Here is a 13,705-nt window from a genome sequence, read left to right on the forward strand (position 1 = left end):
AGTTGCTCTCTAGTCGGCCACAGCCAAAGTTGCCACGCTCTGGCCCAGACTGGATGAATTGAGATTACGCTCCCTGCAACCGTAAACAAGCAGTTTGGAATATGTGGCATTCGGTGGCTGCAGTCGTGCACGGACACTGTCGCGGCGCGGGAACTGCCGAGACGTCATCGGCAGGGACGTGTTTGTCAGGTGCCGTAGTAGGTTGCCTGATCCAGATCGGTGAGCAGGTCAGGCCCAACAGGTTTCCACCCGAGCAAGGCTCGCGTCCGGGCGCTGGACGCGGCCATGTTGCCGCCGGCCATGCCGGCAAACCAGCCGAAATGCGCGGGCGGGCGGGCTTCGACCGGCAGGCCGAGATTTCGGCCGATGATCTCGGCGATCTGTCGGAACGGGATCTTTTCGTCCGCCACAGCGTGGTAGACGCACTCGCTCGTGCCGCTTTCAAGCGCAAGCCGATAGACCCGTGCTGCATCATCCCGGTAGACGCCCGACCAGCAATTGGCGCCATCATCCAGATACGCCGAAACGCCCGTCTGGCGCGCAAGACGCACGAGGATGGGGACGAAGCCATAGTCACCCACGCCGTGAACCGAAGGCGCGAGCCGGACCGTTGCCGCCCGAATGCCGCGCTCGGCAAGGGCACGGGCAGCGGCTTCGGATTTGCGCGGCACGGCGGCATTGGGCCGATCGGTTTCCGTGGCACCGAGCGGCAGCCCGGCGAGACCCGAGGTTACGAGTAGCGGCCGATCCGATCCGGCGAGACCCTCACCCAGAAGCGCGATGACGCGCTGATCCTCGGCCGCACTTTCCAGGAAACTGGAAAAGTCCTGGTCGAGCGGGCCATGGACGAAGTCATGCCTGAAGGCCGTGTGAATGACGGCATCGGCTTGCCCTGCGGCCCGCTGCAGGACCGCCGCGGACTCAAGCCCGCCTTCGACGACCGAAGCCCCGGTTGCGGCGAGGGTTGCGGCCTTTTCCCTGGAGCGTGCCAGGCCGGACACCCTGTGCCCCGCCGCGATCAGGTCCTTGACCACGGCCGACCCGACCCAGCCGGTCGCGCCCGTTACGAATACATGCATTGCAGTTCTCCTTGATGTGGTGGCCTTGCGTGGGCGTAAGCGCCGGCGCTCAACCGAAACGATGGCGCCGATCAGGCGAGGCGCATCGTCACTTCGATGTCCTGGGCAAACGGTGTCGACAGGTAGGTGCCGGGGGCCGAACGGATGTAGTCGAGATATTCCGGGCAACTGTCGGCGTCGTCGGCGATGATCAGGGCGCCTGGACGCAGGCGAGGCTCGATCAGCTTGAAGACGTCGAGATAGATCGGTTTTGCCCCGTCGAGCAGCACCAGATCGATCGCGTCGGGAAGGTCGGTGAAAGTCGTCAGCGCGTCACCCTGCCGGATCTCGACGAGATCCTCGAGACCGGCTGCGGTGAGGTTCTGTCCGGCCCGCGCCACCTTCGCCGGTTCGAATTCGCTGGTGATCAGCTCGCCGCCGCCGTTGTCGCGCAGCGCCGCTGCGAGAAAGAGCGTCGAAATGCCGAAGGACGTTCCGAACTCGACGATCCGGCGGGCGCGGCTCGCGCAGGCGAGCATGTAGAGGAGGTTGCCGGTCTCACGCGAAACCGGAAGCCACAGATCCTTCAAGAGCCCGTAGAGCTGCAGATATTCGGTCTTGCTGTGCAGCAATCGTTCGCGTTCGCTTGCGGGCAGTTGCGCGACTGCGGGGCTGGTCGCGGCATCGGCCTCGTCGAATAGGCGGTCGAGAAGGCCCTTGAGAGGCTGGCTGGTGAGCGTGGTCATCGGATGTTCCTTCGTTTTCGATGGGCTTGCGTTCACGAGGAAAAATACGAATAATTCGTCGCATTCGCTAATCGCATTGCGGACAGTGCCAATGGCCAACAGATCAAGTGCCCGTATTTCTTCACGAAAAGCGCCCAAGCAGGCGCGTTCGAACGAGCTGGTAAAGGCCATTCTCCAGGCTGCTGTTCAGGTTTTGGAGGAGGAGGGAGCGCAGCGATTTACCACGGCCCGCGTCGCGGAACGGGCGGGCGTCAGCGTCGGGTCGCTGTACCAGTATTTTCCCAACAAGGGCGCGATCCTGTTCCGCCTGCAAAGCGACGAATGGCGGCAGACGTCGGGGCTGCTGGCGACGATCCTCAGTGACGGGTCGTGGTCGCCGCTCGATCGGCTGCGGTCACTGGTTCACGCCTTCCTGCGCTCGGAATGCGAGGAAGCGGCCGTTCGGGTTGCCCTGGGCGACGCGGCACCCCTTTATCGCGATGCGCCCGAAGCCCGGGAAGCCAAGGAGGCCAACGATCCGCTCATCGACCAGTTCATGATCGAGCTTCTTCCGAACGCACCCACCGACCTCAGGGAACTTGCCGGTGACCTGATCATGACGACGATGACGACGGTGGGGAAGGATTTTTCGGGAACGGCGCGCAGCGATGCGGAGATCGAGGCCTATGCGGATGCGATGGCCGACATGTTCTCGGCCTATCTCGTGGCGAAGGGCGCCGGCACCTGATGCATCCCGAAAATTGTGAGCGTCCCGGCGATTTTGAGCGCAGGGCGTCTCGGGTCACGCAGGGTGAGACGAATGTGCGGGCTCGACTGTAACTCTTTGAAATACCTTGCCAACAAAGCCCAGTCGGCGTTGGCTGGGTTACCCCTCAGCTCTTCGTCGCCTCGCTCTTTTCGAACTGCCGGTAGCATTCATCCGCCACCTGCTGCAGCAGATCGCGCGGCACCTCGCCGGTGACGGCGTAGCCGAGCGGGCCGTCGATCCAGTAGAAGGTCTCGACGCCGTCGTTCTCGTCGATGCGGAAGCTGGTTTCGCGGTTGTCGTCGTTGCGGCCGAGCAGCACCGTCAGCCGTCGGCCGGTGCCATCCTCATACATGAACATCGCGCCTGCCTTGCCGTTGACCGGCAGCAGCCGGCCGCCGACCAGCGAGAAGCCGAGCGAGGAGAGATCAGGGATCGAGAGCGGATGATCGAGGCGCTTGCCAAGCCAGGTGGCGAGATGGGTCTGGTCGTCGGCGCCGACCTCGACGGCATGGCGCACTTCGCTCGCATAGACCAGGAAGGCCGATTGCGCCTGGCGCGGCAGGCTGTCGGCCGTCTGCGTCAGCCGGGGGCTTTGCTCGGGTGCGAGCAAGGAGGGCGCGTAAAGGCCGGTGAGGCCGCCGGCCGCAAAGAGCACCAGGCCGGCGGCGACGGCGCGGGCGATGCTGGCAAACGATCGGGTGTCCTTGCCGGGATCCTGTTGCGGGCGTTCGCTGCCGTTGCTCAGAAGCAGAGCCCGGTCATCGGCGTCGCTGCGGGCATAGCCGGCAAAGAGCGCGCGCAACTCGACCGCCTGCGCCCGCCATTGCCGGACCTCTTCGGCCTGCGTGGGGTTTTGCTCGAGCCATTGCTCGATCCGCAACCGCTCGCGCGGGCCAAGGGCGCCGTCGACATAGGCGTGCAGGTCGTCTTCGGAGACGGTGTTGTGGCCTTCCGTCATTTCGGTCTCCGCATGCTGATCACATTGTCGTCCTTCATGGCTTCTGCAAGCTGGCGCCGCGCGCGCGACAGGCGCGACATCACGGTGCCGATCGGTATGGCCATCATCTCGGCCACGTCCTGGTAGCGGTATCCTTCGATCACCACGAGCATCAGCACCGAGCGGTTCTCCGTGGAGAGCCCGTTCAGCGCCCGTTCGAGCCGCGAGCGCTCCAGCGGGTCGCTCTCGTGGGTCTCGGCCTCAAGGCCCAAGTCCTCGTCCAGCGCCACCTGCGGGTGCATCGCCACATAGCGGTGCCGGTTGCGGCCGAGATTGGTCATGATGGTGAAGGCCCAGGCGCGCAGGTTCACGCCGCGCCACTGCGCGCGGCGCGAAAGCACCTTCTCCACGCAATCCTGCAACAGGTCCTCGCCATCCGGGTCCGAGCGCACCAGGCTGCGGGCATAGCGCCGCAGTGCCGGCACCAGGGCCAGCACATCCTCTTCGAACCGGTCGGAGGCGGGGGGTGCCCCCGCATCCTCGTTGCCGCCGTTACGGCTTGGCGACATTCCATTCGCCCTTCTTCATGCCGTCGCCGGTCATGTCACCCATCTTCTTGTCCTTGATGAAGAAGTAGAGCGGCATACCGTCCTTGGCCCATTGCTTCTTGCCGTCCTTGCGCTCGACGACCGTATAGGCACCATCTGCCTTGGCGCTGGCTTCCGCGAAGAAGGGCGGCCAGTTCTTGGCGCAATCATCGTAGCACATGGACACGCCGCCATGATCGTCCTTGTAGGTGTAGAGCGTCATGCCGTTTTCTCCGGCCAGCACCTTGCCCTTGGCGGTCTCGACTTCCTTGACCGGCGGCGCGGCGAAAGCCGTAACGCTGGCCGCAAGCAGCATGGCGATCGTCAGTGGAAACGTTCTCATGGCAGTTGTCCTTCCTCAAGATGGTTTTCCTGTCCGGAAACGGGCGAAAAGCCTCCTCGTCCCGTTTCCGCGGGAGCCGCATGGTGCAGATCCAACCGTAAGACACGGCAAGCACAGGGTTTATTCCCGGAGAACTGGCGGAAGTTTCGGTTCGGTTCTTGCAGGTCGGCCACAGGACGCATCCGGCCACGCGACGTTCATCGCGCGGCCGACGAGAGGGGGAATAGGGCGCTGACCAGTTGGAGGCGACAGCCGTTCAGGGCAGCAGGACCACGGATCCGGTCGTCCGCCGGGCCTCCAGGTCTTCGTGAGCCCTGCGGGCGTCGTGAAGCGGATAGGTGGTGATGGCTGGGGCACGAACGACACCTGCCTGCATGGCGCCGAACAACTCTCGCGCCGCCGCTTCGTACTCGCCTCGCTCGGCAGTGTAGTGGGCGATCGAGGGACGAGTGACATAGAGCGAGCCCTTGGCCGAGAGCGAGGCGACGTCGAGCGGGGGAACCGGACCGGAGGAGGCGCCGAAGGAAACCAGCGTGCCGCGCGGGCGCAGGCAGTCGAGCGACCTGGCGAAGGTGTCGGCGCCAACGGAATCATAGACGACGCCGACACCCTTGCCACCGGTGATTTCGCCGACGCGGACCCGGAAATCCTCCTGGCTGTAGAGGATGACATGATGGCAGCCATTGGCCCGGGCGATTTCGGCTTTCTCTGTGGAGCTGACGGTGCCGATGACGGTCGCGCCGATGTGGCTCAGCCACTGGCAGGCAATCGAGCCGACACCGCCGGCCGCCGCATGGAAGAGCACCGTGTCGCCGGGCTTCACCTCGATGCAGCGACGGATCAGGTATTCGACGGTCAGTCCCTTGAAGACGAGGGCTGCGACCTCTCGGCTGTCCAGTTCCTCCGGCAGCGCCAGCGCCCGGGCGGCGGGCAGGTTGCGGTGGGTGGCATAAGCGCCGGGCGGGCCGCCCACATAGGCGACGCGTGCGCCAATCGAGAAGCCTTCGACGCCTTCGCCAAGCGCGGTGATCACGCCGACGCCTTCGACGCCGATCCCGCTCGGCAGGGGCAGGGGTGCCGAACCCCGACGGTGATAAATGTCGATGTAGTTCACGCCGATGGCGAGATGGCGGATCTGGATTTCGCCGCGCCCGGGCTCGCCCAGCGTCTCGGCCTTGAAGGCGAGCACTGACGGCTCGCCAAATTCGGAAAATCGAAAGGTATCGATGTTGGGCGTCATGCTGGTTTCTCTCCGGATTTCAGAAGAAACTGCTTGATTTCCTGGCTTCGGTCGAGAAACCATTCCGCAATTCTGACTTCCAAAAATGGAAAGCAATATGGACTGGAACGATCTCAAATTCTTTCTTGCCGTTGCCAATGCGCGCTCGCTGACTGCGGCCTCCGTCAGGCTTGGTGTCAGCGCATCGACCGTGTCACGCCGGATCGAGGTGCTGGAGGCGGCGTTGCAGGTCAGGCTTTTCCGGCCGCACCGCGACGGTTACGACCTGACGCCGGCGGGCGAGGCGCTTTTGGCGCCGGCCGAACGGGCCGAGGCGCAGATGCGGGTCTTCGAGCGGACGGCGCGGGAGAAGGACAACGACCTTGCCGGCCCGGTGCGCATCGACGTGCCTGAACTGTTGGGGCAGGAGGTCCTGTTGCCGGGCCTCGCCGGTTTCCTGCTGGAGCATCCGGAAATCCGCCTGGAGATGCATTCGAGCGTGCGCCCGGTGCGGCTTGCCGGCGAAGAGGCCGACATCGTTCTGCGCCTGGTGCGGCCGCAGCAGGGCAACTATCGCCAGCGCAGGCTCGGCCAACTCGCCTTCGGCCTTTATGCGATGCCTGGCTACATCGCGCGTCACGGCATGCCGAGCGCACCTGCCGACCTCTACCGCCACCGGCTGATCGGCTGGAGCGAGGAGCTGAGCTACCTGATTATGGTCGCCTGGCTGGAAACCCTATGCCCCGGCCTGCAGCCGGCGATGCGCTTCTCCTCGCTCGGCGCGCAGATGGCGGCGGTGAAAAACGGGCTCGGCTTTGCCGTGCTTCCGGCCTTTGCGGCCGAGGCGGCAGGCTTCACTCCGCTGCTGCCGGAGGCGCCGCCATTGGCCCCGGATCTCTGGTTGCTGGTCCATGAACAATCGGCCGAACTGCCGCGCGTGCGGCTCACCAAGGAGGCGGTCTCCACCGTGATGGCGCGCTTCGCTGCGCGATTGGCGGAAAGCGCCTGAGGATTGCAGACGCTTTCGTGAGGGAGCAGCCGATGGTGCTAGTCGGCCGGTTTCCACGGGGCATCAGAACGGCGAGCGCCCTGGAAACCGGTCTCCACCCGTTGCAGAACCGTCTCGTCGTCCGTGGTGATTTCGTAAAACGTGCTGTCGATGGCGCGAATGACGATCCAGGGGCTGTTCGGGGTGCCGGGCAGGAAACCGGTAAACTCTCCCCAGATGATCTGGAGAACGTCTTGCACAGCGGCGGCCAGGTGCCGGCCCTCGATCATGCTCCCGGACTGGGCCCAACTCTCCAGAACGTCGCCGCCGGGGCCGGTGGCATCGAACCATTGATAACCTGCGTCGACGGCGGAAACTCTCCACGACGCTCTCAGCGAGCGGGGTGCGAGGCGCTGCAGGATGTCGCGCAGGTCGAAGGGAAGCGCGGCTTCCGGAGGTCCATAGATTCTGAGCGTCTTCACGAGTGTTCTCCCGGCAGCGCATTGGAAACGTGCCGGGCCAACATCGTCAAGCCCGGTCGGCGACGAAGCGGGCGAGCGCCGGCCCGATCATGGTGATGATCAGCAGGCGGGCTGTCTGCAGGGCCATGACGAAGGAGAGGTCGACATTGCTCGAGGCGGCAATGACGGCGATCGAGTCGAGGCCGCCGGGGCTGGTGGCGAGATAGGCGGTCAGCGGATCGATGCCGACCACCTTGATCAAAAGCAGGGCAAGCAGGCCGGAGAACGAGATCAGCACGACGATCGAGATGATCGTCGGCACCAGCGCGCGGCGGGCATGGATGAGGATCTGGCGGGTGAAGCCGAGGCCGATGTTCCAGCCGAGCATGGCAAAACAGATCGCCAGCAGCCATTGCGGCAGCGCGGTGGTCATCACGCCTGAGACGTTCAGCACGGCGCCGAGAAGGAAGGGCAGCAGGAAGGCACCGGCGGGCACGCGCAGGAAGCGGCCGGCGAGCGCTGCGCCAAGGCCGACGGCGATTGTCTCGAGGAAAAGCAGGCCGTCGATCGGTGCGAACCAGTGGGTGGTCTGCTCGGCTTCGGCGCCGGTGACCCACATATGCGCAACCACGGTCGCGGTGCTGGCGACGAAGATCACGCGCAGATACTGCATGAAGGCGACGAGGCGTGCATCGGCCCCATAGGCGTCAGCCATCAGCAGCATGGTCGAGGCGGCGCCTGCCGACGATCCCCAGATCGCGGTTGTGCCCGGCAGGATGCGCATGCGGGTGATGACCCAGCCGCAGAGCGTGCTGACGGCGATGACCGAGAGGATGACGGCGAGAAACAGCGGCCAGTTGCCGGAGAAGGTGGCGAGCATGCCCGGCGTCATGGCACCGGCAATCATCATTGCCAGGATGAACTGCACGCAGAAGAACAGCTGGCGCGGCAGGCGTATCGTGCCGCCGTTCATGCCGACGAGCACGGCGGCCAGCATCGGGCCCATGAGCAGCCCGGCCGGAAGGCCGATGAATTCGAAAAACGAGGCAAGGACGATGGAGACCGCAAGCAGCAGGCTCCATTGCAGCCAGGGCGCGAACCGTCCGATGCCGACCTTGTCCGGGGTGGGCGGCGCAGCTGGCTTGTCGGTTTTCACGGGCACTCTCCGGCATGACCCGGAAAGGCGGGAACGGCCACCGGGGCCGGCCTTGACGGGCTTTGAGCGATGGTCTTCGCCAGCAGAAGCGCGGGCGCCATCACGTCACGCTCGTTAGCAACAATGCGGCGTTGCGTTCAAGGGGCAGAGCAAGAAAGTGCCACAGGATTGCCAGCGGGCAATGCGAGCACCGTGCGGGCAGGAGGCGAAATGAGAAAAAAACGTGAACAGATTCGGCCGGGCGTAAGCCGCGCCGGAAGGAGCGGTGACGAGGCGCGGCCTTGATTTTACGGGGTAATTTTGCGCACGGCGGTGACGCTCGCGAAGCTGGCGGCTCCTGGTCCTCCGGTGGGGCCGCAATTCCGGGCTTGCGTGTGCGGCCCGAATCCTGACACTCAACCTCATGCAATTCGCACCGCAACAGGACGAGGCCCTGAAGGCCGTTTCGCAATGGCTGAAAGAGGGCCGCTCGCCGCTCTTTAGGCTGTTCGGCTATGCCGGTACCGGCAAGACGACGCTGGCCCGGCATTTTGCCGAGCATGTCGATGGCGACGTGCTGTTTGCCGCCTTTACCGGCAAGGCGGCGCAGGTGCTGCGCTCCAAGGGCGCGAGCAACGCCAAGACCATTCACTCGCTGATCTACCGGCCGCGCGGCGAAGAGGAGGTTTCCGACGAGGAAACCGGCAAGACCTCGATCGCGCCGATGTTTGCGATCAACCGCCAGAGCCCGGTCGCCAAGGCGGCGCTGATCATCGTCGACGAATGCTCGATGGTGGACGAGGCACTCGGCAAGGACCTGATGAGCTTCGGCACGCCGATCCTGGTGCTTGGCGACCCCGGCCAGCTGCCGCCGGTTACGGGCGGCGGCTATTTCACCAATCAAGAGCCGGACTACCTGCTGACGGACATTCACCGCCAGGCGCGCGACAATCCGATCATCCAGCTCGCCATGCAGGTGCGCGAAGGCAAGGAAATCATGCATGGCGACTATGGCACGACGCATGTGATCGGTCGCTCTCAGGTGAACCAGGAACTGGTGCTCGAGGCCGACCAGGTGCTGGTCGGCACCAACAAGACCCGCCGGCGCTACAACCAGCGTCTGCGCGAACTGAAAGGCTTTACCAGCGAGTATCCGCAATCGGGCGACAAGCTCGTGTGCCTGAGGAACGATCCGGCCAAGGGCCTGCTCAACGGCTCGCTGTGGCAGGTGATGAGTTCTTCGAAGGAGACGGTGAAGCCGGGGATCAACCTGATGATCCGGCCCGAAGACGACGACATGGATCGCGGTGCCGCCAAGATCAAGCTGTTGAAGGCGGCCTTCGAGGATGTCGAGGGCGAGATCCCCTGGACGACGCGCAAGCGCTACGACGAGTTCGACTACGGCTACGCGCTGACGGTGCACAAGGCGCAGGGCTCGCAGTGGAACAATGTCGTGCTGTTCGACGAAAGCTGGGCCTTCCGCGATACCCGCGAGCGCTGGCTCTATACCGCGATCACTCGCGCTGCGGAGCGGCTGACCATCGTTCGCTAGACCGCACTGCCGGAAGGGATGCGGACGTGCCGATCAACAGGATCATTCTCTACGCCCATGACGTGGAAGCGACGGTTCGCTTCTACGAAAAACACTTCGGCTTCCAGGCATCGCGCGAGGCGGGCGACCGTATCGTCGAGCTGATCCCGCAAGACGGTGGCGCCAGCCTGATGGTCCATCCGACCGCCAAGGGCGCGCGGAAAGGCCAATCCCTCATCAAGCTAGTGTTCGATGTCAGGGATGTCGAAGCCTTCAGCCGAGGGTGCGCTCAGGAAGGGCTGGTATTCGGGGCCATCCATCAGGCCGATGGCTATCAGTTCGCCAATGCGAAGGACCCATCAGGCAATCCGATCTCGATATCGAGCCGCGCCTTCCGCAAGATCTGAGGTGCAGCCGTCTTGAGCTGTTACCGCTTCGTTGCCATCCAAATCATATGGCGGGCGCCGCCGCGTTTGCCGTTGGCGCGCACGTTCACCTCGTCGGCGGCAAAGCCGACTTCGCGCAGGCGGCGGGTGAAGGCGCTGTCGGGTGCCGACGACCAGACGGAAAGCACGCCGCCAGCCCGAAGGGCGGCTTGCGCGGCGCGAAGGCCGGTGTGGCTGTAGAGGCTGTCGTTGGAGGGGCGCGTCAGGCCATCCGGGCCATTGTCGACATCGAGCAGGATGGCGTCGTAGGCGGCCTTCTTCGAGCGGATCAGTGCGCCGACATCGCCGACATGGATATCGACGCGGGGATCGTCGAGCGTGCCCTTGTGCAGCTCGGCCATGGGGCCGCGAGCCCAGTCGACGACGGCCGGAACCAGTTCGGCGACGGTCACGCGGGCATCGCCTGGCAGCACGGCAAGGGCCGCGCGCAAGGTAAAGCCCATGCCCAGGCCGCCGATCAGCATGCTCAGGTTCTTGCCGCCGGCGATGCGCTCATGGGCGAGCGTCGCCAGCGCTTCTTCCGAGCCGCTCAACCGGCTGTTCATCAGCTCGTTCGAGCCGAGCATGATCGAGAATTCCTGCCCGCGCTGCTTCAGGCGCAGCTCGTCGCCGTCACCGGGAATGGTTGCGCGGTCCAGCTCTATCCAGGGAAGCATCGGGGTCTCTCGTCCGTATTTGTTCAGGCGCCCTCGTAACACGTGCGGGATAATGGCGACACCGCAATGTCTGCCGTTCAAGAGAATTGTGCCGCGTGGACCTGCAAACTGTTCGGCGCGCCTTACTGTGGCAGGCCTGCGGGCAGGGGGCTGCAGGAGAGCGTCGTGACCGAGGCGAGGCGCAACGCGACCTCGTCCTCTTCACGCACGAGGATGCGGACGGCAAGGCATCGGGGGAGGCTGCCGTGTCCTCGCTATTCCGGCGAGATCATGCCTGAAAGCACCGCCTTGGCGATCGCCTGGAAGCGGTTGTTAGCGCCGAACTTGCGGATGATGCCGGCTTCAAGGGTAAGCGCTGCTGCCACGTCCATGTCCATCAGGCCGGCGATGCGCGCCGCCGGATAGCCGTCGGCCATGAAGGTCAGGCACTCGCTTTCGATCGGCGAGAGATGGACATGGCCGTCCTCATCGGTGGCTTCGCCTCCGTCGGTGGTTTCGAGCAGCTCGGTGATGCGCTGCATCTGCCGGCGCAGGTTTGCCTGCTGGGCGGCAAGCTCACGCCGTCGGGCCAGCAGGGCGTCGCGAAACAGCTTGTCGGCTTCGGCCTGCTCCTCGGTGCCCGCAAGTCCGGTCAGCAGTTCCAGGATGGTCGAGATCGGCATGTCGATCTCGCGGCAGGCGTTGATGACGGCCATGCGGCGAATGTGATCTTCGTTGTAGACCCGCATCGGCCCCATGCGGGCGGCGGTCAGGAGCCCCTTTTCCTCGTAGAAGTGCAGCGTGCGATGGGTGACGCCGAAAGCGTCGGCCATGTCGGCGATCGCCAGCGGCGTCGTGGGGTCGTGGTGGGGAAGCGGCAGGTCGGGCAGAAAGCCGACACGATCGGGCGCGGCCAGCACGCCCTCGAATTTCCAGTGGTCTCGCGGCATGTCGAAGGTCCCCGGTCTACAGCCTGCGCGTCTTTCGACGCGCTGTTTCTGCAATTTCCTGAATCGAGACCGACCCAGGGGCGCGCGCAATCCGCGTCCGGAAGCGGTGGCGATCGTCGGGTCTCAAAGGTGCGGACGGATCCGCGCGGTGAGGCACTCGTTGATCGTCAACGACAATACCTGCTGCTCGGTTGGGGCACCTCCGCGCGCAAGGCACGGTTTACTCAGGACATCGATGCTTGCCTGACGAGCACCCAGGCACCCATTCCCAACGCATGCGTGTACCGTATACGCGAATCGCTAATATGACCAGTCCCAGTATGGCAGGCGAATGTGGCGGACCGGGGGTCGCAGCCGCTTCATGCGGACCGGCCTTTGCCCGCCCCGCCGGGCAGGCTCAGTGTCCGATGACCTTGAGCGGGCTGTTGGCGCTGAGGATGAACAGCGGCTCGTCGCCGCGCAGCGGCGAGAGTTTTTGCTGGCAGGACCAGGCGGTCTCGAAGGTGTCGCGGGTGAGGTGCTTGCGATAGCGCTGGGTGGCGGCCATGCAGCCCATCAGCGGGCTTTCGATCTGCTCTTCGCGGGCGTGATTATAGATCTCGCCATCGAGCGAAAACAGTTCGGCGGCGAGCGACATGCTCTCGAAAAGCAGGTCAGGCTCGGTCTCGAGCCGCTTCCAGGTGATGAAGTCCTGGCGCATCGGCACGTTCTCGCCGTCATGGGAGAGGGTGACGCGAATGCCCTGGGCCGGTGCGTCGTACCAGGTCACCTGGACTGTGAAGGAAAGTGCTGAGTTGCGCGAGACCGGTCGGCCGGTGTCGCCATCGGTGGCGCGCGCCAGCGTCTTGTGGCGCTGGGCGGCAAGCCGCAGCGCCGTGGCGAAGGCCTTCGCATCGCTGTTTTCGGCGCCGCTGAGCTTCACGGTAACGGCGGGCAGCACCCGCTCGGTTGCGTGGCGGGCGTTGAAGAGCTTGGCCTGGGCGTCGAGGTCCAGCGTCATTTCCTGCGACGGCATCGGTGCAAAGAGCAACAGCGGCAGGACGCTCAGAACGGAGAGCGGCGAGGAGAGCGGGGCTGGCGGCCAGGCGGGGCGATGCCCGGCAAAGCGCCGCTTGGCCGGCTTCGGCTGACGCGGCGCGGGGGCGGCAGTTTCGGCCACTTCCGTCCGCGCGTGGCGGTATTCCGGAACGTAGGTTCCCTTGGGAATGGCAATGCGCCAATCCTCGTCGGCGCCGTCGCCCTCGTAGAAGGCCTTGAGCAGCTTGCGCAGCTTGCCGGCATGCACGCGCACCAGCGGGTCGCTGTCGGCGTTGAAGGCCTGTGGCCGGTCGAAGACGTCGATGGCGATCGAGTACCCCTTGAGCTGATGGCCTTCGCCGATCATCTCCTTTTCGACGACATAGGCGAGGAACGCCCGCAAGCGCTCGGAGCGCGCGAAAGCCTTGCTTTCGAGGATGCGACGGAGCGTCCGCCGTATCGTCTCATCGCAGGGTCTTTCGACCGTCGTCATCGGTGCTTGCTCCAGGGTCATGTGATCTAAAAATCTATGAAGGCGATCGCGGCGTAGGCCAGGGCCATTCGATCTGATTCGGAAATTTAAGGCCAAAAGAAGTGGTTGTCAGGGGTGATAGACGCCAAATTTGAGTTTTTTCTGAAATAAACGTAAAAATTGCGTCCTCAATCCCTGTGACAGATCGTAGCGGTGCTCGCTCGCCCAGTGCCGGCGTGCCGGCGGCCCGAAGGTTTCGTTCCGGTGATTCAGCTTTCCTGCATATTAGAGAGATCGATTGTCAAGATTTGATCAAGACAAGGCGGGCAAACGCACTGCGCGCCATTGACGCGGATATTGCATTGGTACTCCTTGGAATTGCTGCATAATCCCGACCTCAAACCGTTTCTGCTTTCGTTAAATATGCAGTAG

General features: G+C 64.3%; 15 protein-coding genes. 4 read left to right on the forward strand and 11 right to left on the reverse strand.

Features of this window, described 5'->3' with window-relative positions; translation table 11 throughout:
* Positions 1-185: 185 nt before the first annotated feature.
* Together ASD01_RS01355 and ASD01_RS01360 are read right to left on the reverse strand one after the other, a co-directional pair.
* Positions 186-1,079 (reverse strand): SDR family oxidoreductase, encoded by an 894-nt coding sequence (locus ASD01_RS01355; protein WP_034792725.1) that lies wholly within the window; start codon positions 1,077-1,079, stop codon positions 186-188.
* 71 nt (positions 1,080-1,150) lie between these two features.
* Complete coding sequence (locus ASD01_RS01360) at positions 1,151-1,804, reverse strand: O-methyltransferase (RefSeq protein ID WP_034793622.1); 654 nt, start codon at positions 1,802-1,804, stop codon at positions 1,151-1,153.
* A 91-nt stretch (positions 1,805-1,895) separates the two neighbouring features.
* Here ASD01_RS01360 and ASD01_RS01365 point away from each other — a divergent pair, with 91 nt between their 5' ends.
* Entirely contained in the window at positions 1,896-2,531 is a 636-nt protein-coding gene (locus tag ASD01_RS01365) for a TetR family transcriptional regulator (protein ID WP_034792728.1), read from the forward strand.
* 145 nt (positions 2,532-2,676) lie between these two features.
* On the opposite strand, the gene ASD01_RS01370 is transcribed toward ASD01_RS01365, so the two are convergent.
* From ASD01_RS01370 to ASD01_RS01385, 4 genes are all read right to left on the reverse strand, one after another.
* Positions 2,677-3,510 carry an anti-sigma factor family protein gene (locus tag ASD01_RS01370; RefSeq protein WP_060528762.1) on the reverse strand — a complete coding sequence of 278 codons (834 nt, stop codon included), beginning with the start codon at positions 3,508-3,510 and terminating at the stop codon, positions 2,677-2,679.
* Entirely contained in the window at positions 3,507-4,058 is a 552-nt protein-coding gene (locus ASD01_RS01375; protein WP_034792734.1) for an RNA polymerase sigma factor, read from the reverse strand. Before ASD01_RS01375 ends, ASD01_RS01370 begins: the two co-directional genes overlap by 4 nt.
* Complete coding sequence (locus ASD01_RS01380) at positions 4,042-4,419, reverse strand: COG4315 family predicted lipoprotein (RefSeq protein ID WP_034792736.1); 378 nt, start codon at positions 4,417-4,419, stop codon at positions 4,042-4,044. Before ASD01_RS01380 ends, ASD01_RS01375 begins: the two co-directional genes overlap by 17 nt.
* A 256-nt stretch (positions 4,420-4,675) precedes the next feature.
* Positions 4,676-5,659: a quinone oxidoreductase family protein gene (locus ASD01_RS01385; protein WP_034792738.1), complete on the reverse strand. Its 984-nt coding sequence runs from the start codon at positions 5,657-5,659 to the stop codon at positions 4,676-4,678.
* Positions 5,660-5,756: 97 nt separating this feature from the next.
* Between ASD01_RS01385 and ASD01_RS01390 the strand changes: the two genes are divergently transcribed.
* Complete coding sequence (locus tag ASD01_RS01390) at positions 5,757-6,647, forward strand: LysR family transcriptional regulator (RefSeq protein WP_034792740.1); 891 nt, start codon at positions 5,757-5,759, stop codon at positions 6,645-6,647.
* A 38-nt stretch (positions 6,648-6,685) separates the two neighbouring features.
* On the opposite strand, the gene ASD01_RS01395 is transcribed toward ASD01_RS01390, so the two are convergent.
* A complete protein-coding gene (locus tag ASD01_RS01395; RefSeq protein ID WP_051659255.1) occupies positions 6,686-7,108 on the reverse strand; it encodes a hypothetical protein in 423 nt (140 codons plus the stop codon).
* 46 nt (positions 7,109-7,154) lie between these two features.
* Positions 7,155-8,195 (reverse strand): AbrB family transcriptional regulator, encoded by a 1,041-nt coding sequence (locus tag ASD01_RS01400; RefSeq protein ID WP_371273166.1) that lies wholly within the window; start codon positions 8,193-8,195, stop codon positions 7,155-7,157.
* A gap of 451 nt (positions 8,196-8,646) precedes the next feature.
* On the opposite strand from ASD01_RS01400, the gene ASD01_RS01405 reads away from it, so the two are divergent.
* Together ASD01_RS01405 and ASD01_RS01410 are read left to right on the forward strand one after the other, a co-directional pair.
* Positions 8,647-9,774, forward strand: coding sequence for an ATP-dependent DNA helicase (locus ASD01_RS01405; protein WP_034792744.1), 1,128 nt, complete (start codon positions 8,647-8,649; stop codon positions 9,772-9,774).
* Between the two features lie 26 nt (positions 9,775-9,800).
* Positions 9,801-10,160 (forward strand): VOC family protein, encoded by a 360-nt coding sequence (locus ASD01_RS01410; protein ID WP_034792745.1) that lies wholly within the window; start codon positions 9,801-9,803, stop codon positions 10,158-10,160.
* A 20-nt stretch (positions 10,161-10,180) separates the two neighbouring features.
* Here ASD01_RS01410 and ASD01_RS01415 read toward each other — a convergent pair whose 3' ends face one another.
* The 3 genes from ASD01_RS01415 to ASD01_RS01425 all read right to left on the reverse strand — a co-directional run bounded on the left by ASD01_RS01415 (position 10,181) and on the right by ASD01_RS01425 (position 13,294).
* Positions 10,181-10,855, reverse strand: a complete 675-nt coding sequence (locus tag ASD01_RS01415) for a spermine/spermidine synthase domain-containing protein (protein WP_034792746.1) — start codon at positions 10,853-10,855, stop codon at positions 10,181-10,183.
* A gap of 254 nt (positions 10,856-11,109) precedes the next feature.
* Positions 11,110-11,784, reverse strand: a complete 675-nt coding sequence (locus tag ASD01_RS01420) for a MerR family transcriptional regulator (protein ID WP_034792747.1) — start codon at positions 11,782-11,784, stop codon at positions 11,110-11,112.
* A gap of 397 nt (positions 11,785-12,181) precedes the next feature.
* Complete coding sequence (locus ASD01_RS01425; protein ID WP_034792748.1) at positions 12,182-13,294, reverse strand: hypothetical protein; 1,113 nt, start codon at positions 13,292-13,294, stop codon at positions 12,182-12,184.
* Between the last annotated feature and the right edge of the window lie 411 nt (positions 13,295-13,705).

This window comes from Ensifer sp. Root423 (assembly GCF_001426275.1).
GTDB classification, from domain to species: domain Bacteria; phylum Pseudomonadota; class Alphaproteobacteria; order Rhizobiales; family Rhizobiaceae; genus Ensifer; species Ensifer adhaerens.